This is a genomic window from Bacillus sp. CDB3, from assembly GCF_002081505.1.
GTDB classification, from domain to species: Bacteria; Bacillota; Bacilli; order Bacillales; family Bacillaceae_G; genus Bacillus_A; species Bacillus_A cereus_AT.
On sequence record NZ_ALBR01000091.1, the window covers coordinates 98,352 to 104,943 of the forward strand.

Consider the following 6,592-nt stretch of genomic DNA (forward strand, 5'->3'; position numbering starts at 1 on the left):
GACTGTTCGTTGAATATTAATATTCAATAAAATATCCTTGAATATCGCTAGATTTGCACAATTTTGCTCACATCTCACTCATGCAGCCATTTATAAAAAATTTGGTTCATGGGATTGTCATATGCTTTTGTACCGTCACGAAATGATATATGGTGTATTACATTTTTAATTGCTCCACGGATATATGCTTTCAAATTGCTGATGTTATTTTTATTTTTGATTTCATCAATGACCTTAAAGAACATCTTTTTGCTGATTCCGTTTTTACGTGCAAATACATATTCGTCATGAATAATATTATTTTGTTCAACGTCCTTTTTGTTAACAATACTAGTATTTAAATTATTATTATGAGTAGAAATATAAACTAAGGAATGAGTAGAAAAACTTCTAGAAGGCGATTCAGCAATATCATGAAATTCCGCATCATCATTGACTTGCTCCGTTTGTTCACCGTTTGTCACTACCGTTTGACATTCATCATTTATTTCCGACATTTTGTCGGAATTGGCTTGTGGAATCAGCGTAAATACTAGTGAAGCAAATTGTTCTGATACATTGCGATTTTGTTCAATCTGAATTAAATCAGAGCACTTGTCTTTGATTTTCTTTAGGTTGCGTGAAATTGTAGAAGCGGTAACATCACATTTAATTGCTAATGTAGAATTCTTTTGTGATACTACAAACGAGGATTTTGCGTACGCTTGTTGAGAAATTGCCTCGATAATAGTAAATAAGGTGGATCGATTTTTAACGTTTAGTCGTTCAAGCAAACGTTTTTGAATGTGGTTGATTTCATTTTTAATACACATACATTATTCTCCTTTGATTCAAAGGAACAATCATGCTAAAATAAGAGCACAATAGTCCTTTGGGATTGTTGTATCATGGGTAAACGAGCGGTAGAGCGCCAACTCTATAATCCGTTCGTTTTTTATTTTGTAAACTTTTCTATATTAACATATGGCAATATATTTCTAAATCTCTAAATGATATTATTTAACGCCCCGTATTTCTTGTGACTTTCAGCAATATCAGTAGACCACAAGTTCACGTATTTCTTTGTGATTTCCAATGAAGTATGTCCTAACAATTGTTGCAAATGAAAAGCGTTTCCTCCGTTTTGTATGAACAATTTCGCTGATGTGTGGCGGAATGTATGAGCACTCACACGTACATCTTTAATTCCGCTTAATTTCCCATAGTATTCAATCCTCGTTTGTATACTACGCTTTTTCAATTCGTTTCCGTCCTGATTGAGAAACAACTTGTCCGATTCCGCATATCCACGAATCTTAATATAAATTTCCATTTGTTCTTTTAATTTTTTACTCATTGGCACAATACGCTCGAAGAATGTTTTCGTTTCTCTTATCACGATTTCATTATGCTTAACGTCCGCTACGTCGATATTTGCCAATTCATTCACTCTTATGGCAGTATCAAGCATTAACATCATTATCGTGTAATCACGAACGCCTACGAACGTTTTACGGTCACATAACGATAATAATAATTTGATTTGATCTTTGCTCAGCGTAGGCACAACTTCCTTACGTTGTTTCAACAGTTTTATGTCCGCTATCGGATTTTTTTTGATGTGTTTATGTTTGTGTAAGAAATTATAGAAACTCTTGAATGCTCGCAATTTGGTGTTTATGGTGGTTACCTTTAGTCCTCGACGTTGCATTTCCATAATCATATTTTTGATGTCATCTTCCGTCATGAGAACCAACGGTTTGATTTTTGTTTGTAAACTCTCACGGTAATATTTTATTGTATAAGGTCTTAAATTTCGAAGTTGGCAATCTGTATAAAATAAATTTAATGCTTCTTCATCAGTGGTTACATACGTGGATTTTGTTGCAATTTTTAATTCGGCTTCCGATAATAATGTTCTACGTTTACTCACCAGCACACGACCTCCCGCACACTATTTGTGCTTATTTTGTCGTGCGATGAAAACACAAAAAAACTCTATACTAGTCGTATAGAGCCTTGATGTTACGCCGTTCATGATACCGATGGTCGGGGTCGAACCGACACTCCCGAAGGAACACGATTTTGAGTCGTGCGCGTCTGCCAATTCCGCCACATCGGCATAAAAGAAAGGCGGCAACCGGATTTGAACCGGTGGTAAAGGTTTTGCAGACCTCTGCCTTACCACTTGGCTATGCCGCCATATTAAGTTAAAATGGAGCGGAAGACGGGATTCGAACCCGCGACCCCAACCTTGGCAAGGTTGTATTCTACCACTGAACTACTTCCGCAAAAATGGCTGGGCTAGCTGGATTCGAACCAGCGCATGACGGAGTCAAAGTCCGTTGCCTTACCGCTTGGCTATAGCCCATCGATTTCTTACTTAATTATATGTAAGTATCAATTAGATTATTTGTAATTTTAAAAATAAAAATGGGGCGACTGATGGGAATCGAACCCACGAATGCCGGAGCCACAATCCGGTGCGTTAACCACTTCGCCACAACCGCCATGTTGTGTAAATATATTTGGCAGGGGCAGTAGGAATCGAACCCACACTGGAGGTTTTGGAGACCTCAGTTCTACCTTTAAACTATGCCCCTATGTAAATGGTGGAGGGGGGCAGATTCGAACTGCCGAACCCGAAGGAGCGGATTTACAGTCCGCCGCGTTTAGCCACTTCGCTACCCCTCCGAAACTTACATGGTGCCGGCTAGAGGACTTGAACCCCCAACCTACTGATTACAAGTCAGTTGCTCTACCAATTGAGCTAAGCCGGCGTATTTTATTAAGATAAATGGTGGCTCGGGACGGAATCGAACCGCCGACACGAGGATTTTCAGTCCTCTGCTCTACCGACTGAGCTACCGAGCCTTATTAAAAATGGCGGTCCCGACCGGGGTCGAACCGGCGATCTCCTGCGTGACAGGCAGGCATGTTAACCACTACACCACGGGACCATTTGGTTGCGGGGACAGGATTTGAACCTGCGACCTTCGGGTTATGAGCCCGACGAGCTACCGTGCTGCTCCACCCCGCGATAATACTATTCATATAAAAATTTATATGGTGGAGGATGACGGGATCGAACCGCCGACCCCCTGCTTGTAAGGCAGGTGCTCTCCCAGCTGAGCTAATCCTCCAAAGTGGTGACCCGTACGGGATTCGAACCCGTGTTACCGCCGTGAAAGGGCGGTGTCTTAACCACTTGACCAACGGGCCAAATATTATAAATCCTATGGCGGAGAGCAAGGGATTCGAACCCTTGATACGCTTGTGACGTATACACGATTTCCAATCGTGCTCCTTCGGCCAACTCGGACAGCTCTCCAATGGCTCCGCAGGTAGGAATCGAACCTACGACCGATCGGTTAACAGCCGATAGCTCTACCGCTGAGCTACTGCGGAATAATATTGCCTGGCAACGTCCTACTCTCACAGGGACAAGGTCCCAACTACCATCGGCGCTAGAGAGCTTAACTTCCGTGTTCGGTATGGGAACGGGTGTGACCTCTCTGCCATCATTACCAGACATTATTCTTTTGAGACAATCATTATTATAACTTATTCACTTTAAAAGTCAACAAGTTTTTTATGTTCTCTCAAAACTAGATAACATTGCTACATATTATATGGTTAAGTCCTCGATCTATTAGTATTCGTCAGCTCCACATGTCACCATGCTTCCACCTCGAACCTATCAACCTGATCATCTTTCAGGGATCTTACTAGCTTACGCTATGGGAAATCTCATCTTGAGGGGGGCTTCATGCTTAGATGCTTTCAGCACTTATCCCTTCCGCACATAGCTACCCAGCTATGCCCTTGGCAGAACAACTGGTACACCAGCGGTGCGTCCATCCCGGTCCTCTCGTACTAAGGACAGCTCCTCTCAAATTTCCTCGCCCACGACGGATAGGGACCGAACTGTCTCACGACGTTCTGAACCCAGCTCGCGTACCGCTTTAATGGGCGAACAGCCCAACCCTTGGGACCGACTACAGCCCCAGGATGCGATGAGCCGACATCGAGGTGCCAAACCTCCCCGTCGATGTGGACTCTTGGGGGAGATAAGCCTGTTATCCCCGGGGTAGCTTTTATCCGTTGAGCGATGGCCCTTCCATGCGGAACCACCGGATCACTAAGCCCGACTTTCGTCCCTGCTCGACTTGTAGGTCTCGCAGTCAAGCTCCCTTATGCCTTTGCACTCTACGAATGATTTCCAACCATTCCTGAGGGAACCTTTGGGCGCCTCCGTTACACTTTAGGAGGCGACCGCCCCAGTCAAACTGCCCACCTGACACTGTCTCCCGGGTCGATAAGACCCGTAGGTTAGAATTTCAATACAGTCAGGGCGGTATCCCACCAGCGCCTCCACCGAAGCTAGCGCTCCGGTTTCAATGGCTCCCGCCTATCCTGTACAAACTGTACCAAAATTCAATATCAGGCTACAGTAAAGCTCCACGGGGTCTTTCCGTCCTGTCGCGGGTAACCTGCATCTTCACAGGTACTATAATTTCACCGAGTCTCTGGTTGAGACAGTGCCCAAATCGTTACACCTTTCGTGCGGGTCGGAACTTACCCGACAAGGAATTTCGCTACCTTAGGACCGTTATAGTTACGGCCGCCGTTTACTGGGGCTTCAGTTCAGAGCTTCGCTTACGCTAACCCCTCTCCTTAACCTTCCAGCACCGGGCAGGTGTCAGCCCCTATACTTCGCCTTACGGCTTCGCAGAGACCTGTGTTTTTGCTAAACAGTCGCTTGGGCCTATTCACTGCGGCTTTCCGTTAAGAAAGCACCCCTTCTCCCGAAGTTACGGGGTCATTTTGCCGAGTTCCTTAACCAGAGTTCTCTCGCACACCTTAGGATTCTCTCCTCGCCTACCTGTGTCGGTTTGCGGTACAGGCACCTTTTATCTCGCTAGAAGCTTTTCTTGGCAGCGGGGAATCAAAGACTTCGCTCCATAAGGAGCTTCCCCATCACAGCTCAGCCTTCACGATAAGCGGATTTGCCTACTTATCAGCCTAACTGCTTGGACGTGCACAACCAATCGCACGCTTCTTCTATCCTTCTGCGTCCCTCCATTGCTCAAACGATAAAGAGGTGGTACAGGAATATCAACCTGTTGTCCATCGCCTACGCCTGTCGGCCTCGGCTTAGGTCCTGACTAACCCTGAGCGGACGAGCCTTCCTCAGGAAACCTTAGGCATTCGGTGGACGGGATTCTCACCCGTCTTTCGCTACTCATACCGGCATTCTCACTTCTAAGCGCTCCACCAGTCCTTCCGGTCTGACTTCACTGCACTTAGAACGCTCCCCTACCACTGATACCATTGGTATCAATTCGCAGCTTCGGTGGTGTATTTAGCCCCGGTACATTTTCGGCGCAGAGTCACTCGACTAGTGAGCTATTACGCACTCTTTAAATGGTGGCTGCTTCTAAGCCAACATCCTAGTTGTCTAAGCAACTCCACATCCTTTTCCACTTAATACACACTTTGGGACCTTAGCTGGCGATCTGGGCTGTTTCCCTCTTGACTACGGATCTTATCACTCGCAGTCTGACTCCTAAGGATAAGTCATTGGCATTCGGAGTTTGACTGAATTCGGTAATCCGATGAGGACCCCTAGTTCAATCAGTGCTCTACCTCCAAGACTCTTACACTTAAGGCTAGCCCTAAAGCTATTTCGGGGAGAACCAGCTATCTCCAGGTTCGATTGGAATTTCTCCGCTACCCACACCTCATCCCCGCACTTTTCAACGTGCGTGGGTTCGGGCCTCCATTCAGTGTTACCTGAACTTCACCCTGGACATGGGTAGATCACCTGGTTTCGGGTCTACGACCACGTACTAAACGCCCTATTCAGACTCGCTTTCGCTGCGGCTCCGTCTCTTCAACTTAACCTCGCACGGGATCGTAACTCGCCGGTTCATTCTACAAAAGGCACGCCATCACCCATTAACGGGCTCTGACTATTTGTAGGCACACGGTTTCAGGATCTCTTTCACTCCCCTTCCGGGGTGCTTTTCACCTTTCCCTCACGGTACTGGTTCACTATCGATCACTAGGGAGTATTTAGCCTTGGGAGATGGTCCTCCCAGATTCCGACGGAATTTCACGTGTTCCGCCGTACTCAGGATACATTCAAGAGAGAACGAAGTTTCGACTACGGGGTTGTTACCCTCTACGACGGACCTTTCCAGGTCGCTTCGTCTACCTCGTTCCTTTGTAACTCCGTATAGAATGTCCTACAACCCCAAGAGGCAAGCCTCTTGGTTTGGGCTAGATTCCGTTTCGCTCGCCGCTACTCAGGAAATCGCATTTGCTTTCTCTTCCTCCAGGTACTTAGATGTTTCAGTTCCCTGGGTCTGTCTTCCATACCCTATGTATTCAGGTAAGGATACCATACCATTACGTATAGTGGGTTTCCCCATTCGGAAATCTTCGGATCAAAGCTTACTTACAGCTCCCCGAAGCATATCGGCGTTAGTCCCGTCCTTCATCGACTCCTAGTGTCAAGGCATCCACCGTGCGCCCTTTCTAACTTAACCAAACTAAAATTAAAAAATATGAGCTACACTGTTATCTAGTTTTCAAAGAACATACATTT

The 6,592-nt window shown here is 45.6% G+C and carries 2 protein-coding genes, 15 tRNA genes and 2 rRNA genes; all 19 read right to left on the reverse strand.

What is annotated here, in order from left to right:
- Positions 1 to 74: 74 nt before the first annotated feature.
- Positions 75 to 812: a hypothetical protein gene (locus CDB3_RS22090; protein WP_128855970.1), complete on the reverse strand. Its 738-nt coding sequence runs from the start codon at positions 810 to 812 to the stop codon at positions 75 to 77.
- A 173-nt stretch (positions 813 to 985) separates the two neighbouring features.
- Positions 986 to 1,912: a tyrosine-type recombinase/integrase gene (locus CDB3_RS22095; protein ID WP_128855971.1), complete on the reverse strand. Its 927-nt coding sequence runs from the start codon at positions 1,910 to 1,912 to the stop codon at positions 986 to 988.
- A 107-nt stretch (positions 1,913 to 2,019) separates the two neighbouring features.
- Positions 2,020 to 2,101 (reverse strand) — tRNA-Leu (locus CDB3_RS22100).
- 9 nt (positions 2,102 to 2,110) lie between these two features.
- Positions 2,111 to 2,181 (reverse strand) — tRNA-Cys (locus CDB3_RS22105).
- A gap of 14 nt (positions 2,182 to 2,195) precedes the next feature.
- Positions 2,196 to 2,270 (reverse strand) — tRNA-Gly (locus tag CDB3_RS22110).
- 5 nt (positions 2,271 to 2,275) lie between these two features.
- A tRNA-Gln gene (locus CDB3_RS22115) sits at positions 2,276 to 2,350 on the reverse strand.
- 63 nt (positions 2,351 to 2,413) lie between these two features.
- Positions 2,414 to 2,489, reverse strand: a tRNA-His gene (locus tag CDB3_RS22120).
- Between the two features lie 19 nt (positions 2,490 to 2,508).
- Positions 2,509 to 2,582, reverse strand: a tRNA-Trp gene (locus tag CDB3_RS22125).
- 7 nt (positions 2,583 to 2,589) lie between these two features.
- Positions 2,590 to 2,673: transfer RNA gene (locus CDB3_RS22130), tRNA-Tyr, on the reverse strand.
- A 10-nt stretch (positions 2,674 to 2,683) separates the two neighbouring features.
- Positions 2,684 to 2,759, reverse strand: a tRNA-Thr gene (locus CDB3_RS22135).
- 18 nt (positions 2,760 to 2,777) lie between these two features.
- Positions 2,778 to 2,853, reverse strand: a tRNA-Phe gene (locus CDB3_RS22140).
- A gap of 10 nt (positions 2,854 to 2,863) precedes the next feature.
- Positions 2,864 to 2,939, reverse strand: a tRNA-Asp gene (locus CDB3_RS22145).
- Between the two features lie 3 nt (positions 2,940 to 2,942).
- Positions 2,943 to 3,019 (reverse strand) — tRNA-Met (locus tag CDB3_RS22150).
- Between the two features lie 27 nt (positions 3,020 to 3,046).
- Positions 3,047 to 3,122, reverse strand: a tRNA-Val gene (locus CDB3_RS22155).
- A 4-nt stretch (positions 3,123 to 3,126) separates the two neighbouring features.
- Positions 3,127 to 3,201: transfer RNA gene (locus tag CDB3_RS22160), tRNA-Glu, on the reverse strand.
- Between the two features lie 17 nt (positions 3,202 to 3,218).
- Positions 3,219 to 3,310, reverse strand: a tRNA-Ser gene (locus CDB3_RS22165).
- Positions 3,311 to 3,312: 2 nt separating this feature from the next.
- Positions 3,313 to 3,387: transfer RNA gene (locus tag CDB3_RS22170), tRNA-Asn, on the reverse strand.
- Positions 3,388 to 3,395: 8 nt separating this feature from the next.
- A 5S ribosomal RNA gene (rrf, locus tag CDB3_RS22175) occupies positions 3,396 to 3,511 on the reverse strand.
- A 100-nt stretch (positions 3,512 to 3,611) separates the two neighbouring features.
- Positions 3,612 to 6,533, reverse strand: a 23S ribosomal RNA gene (locus tag CDB3_RS22180).
- Between the last annotated feature and the right edge of the window lie 59 nt (positions 6,534 to 6,592).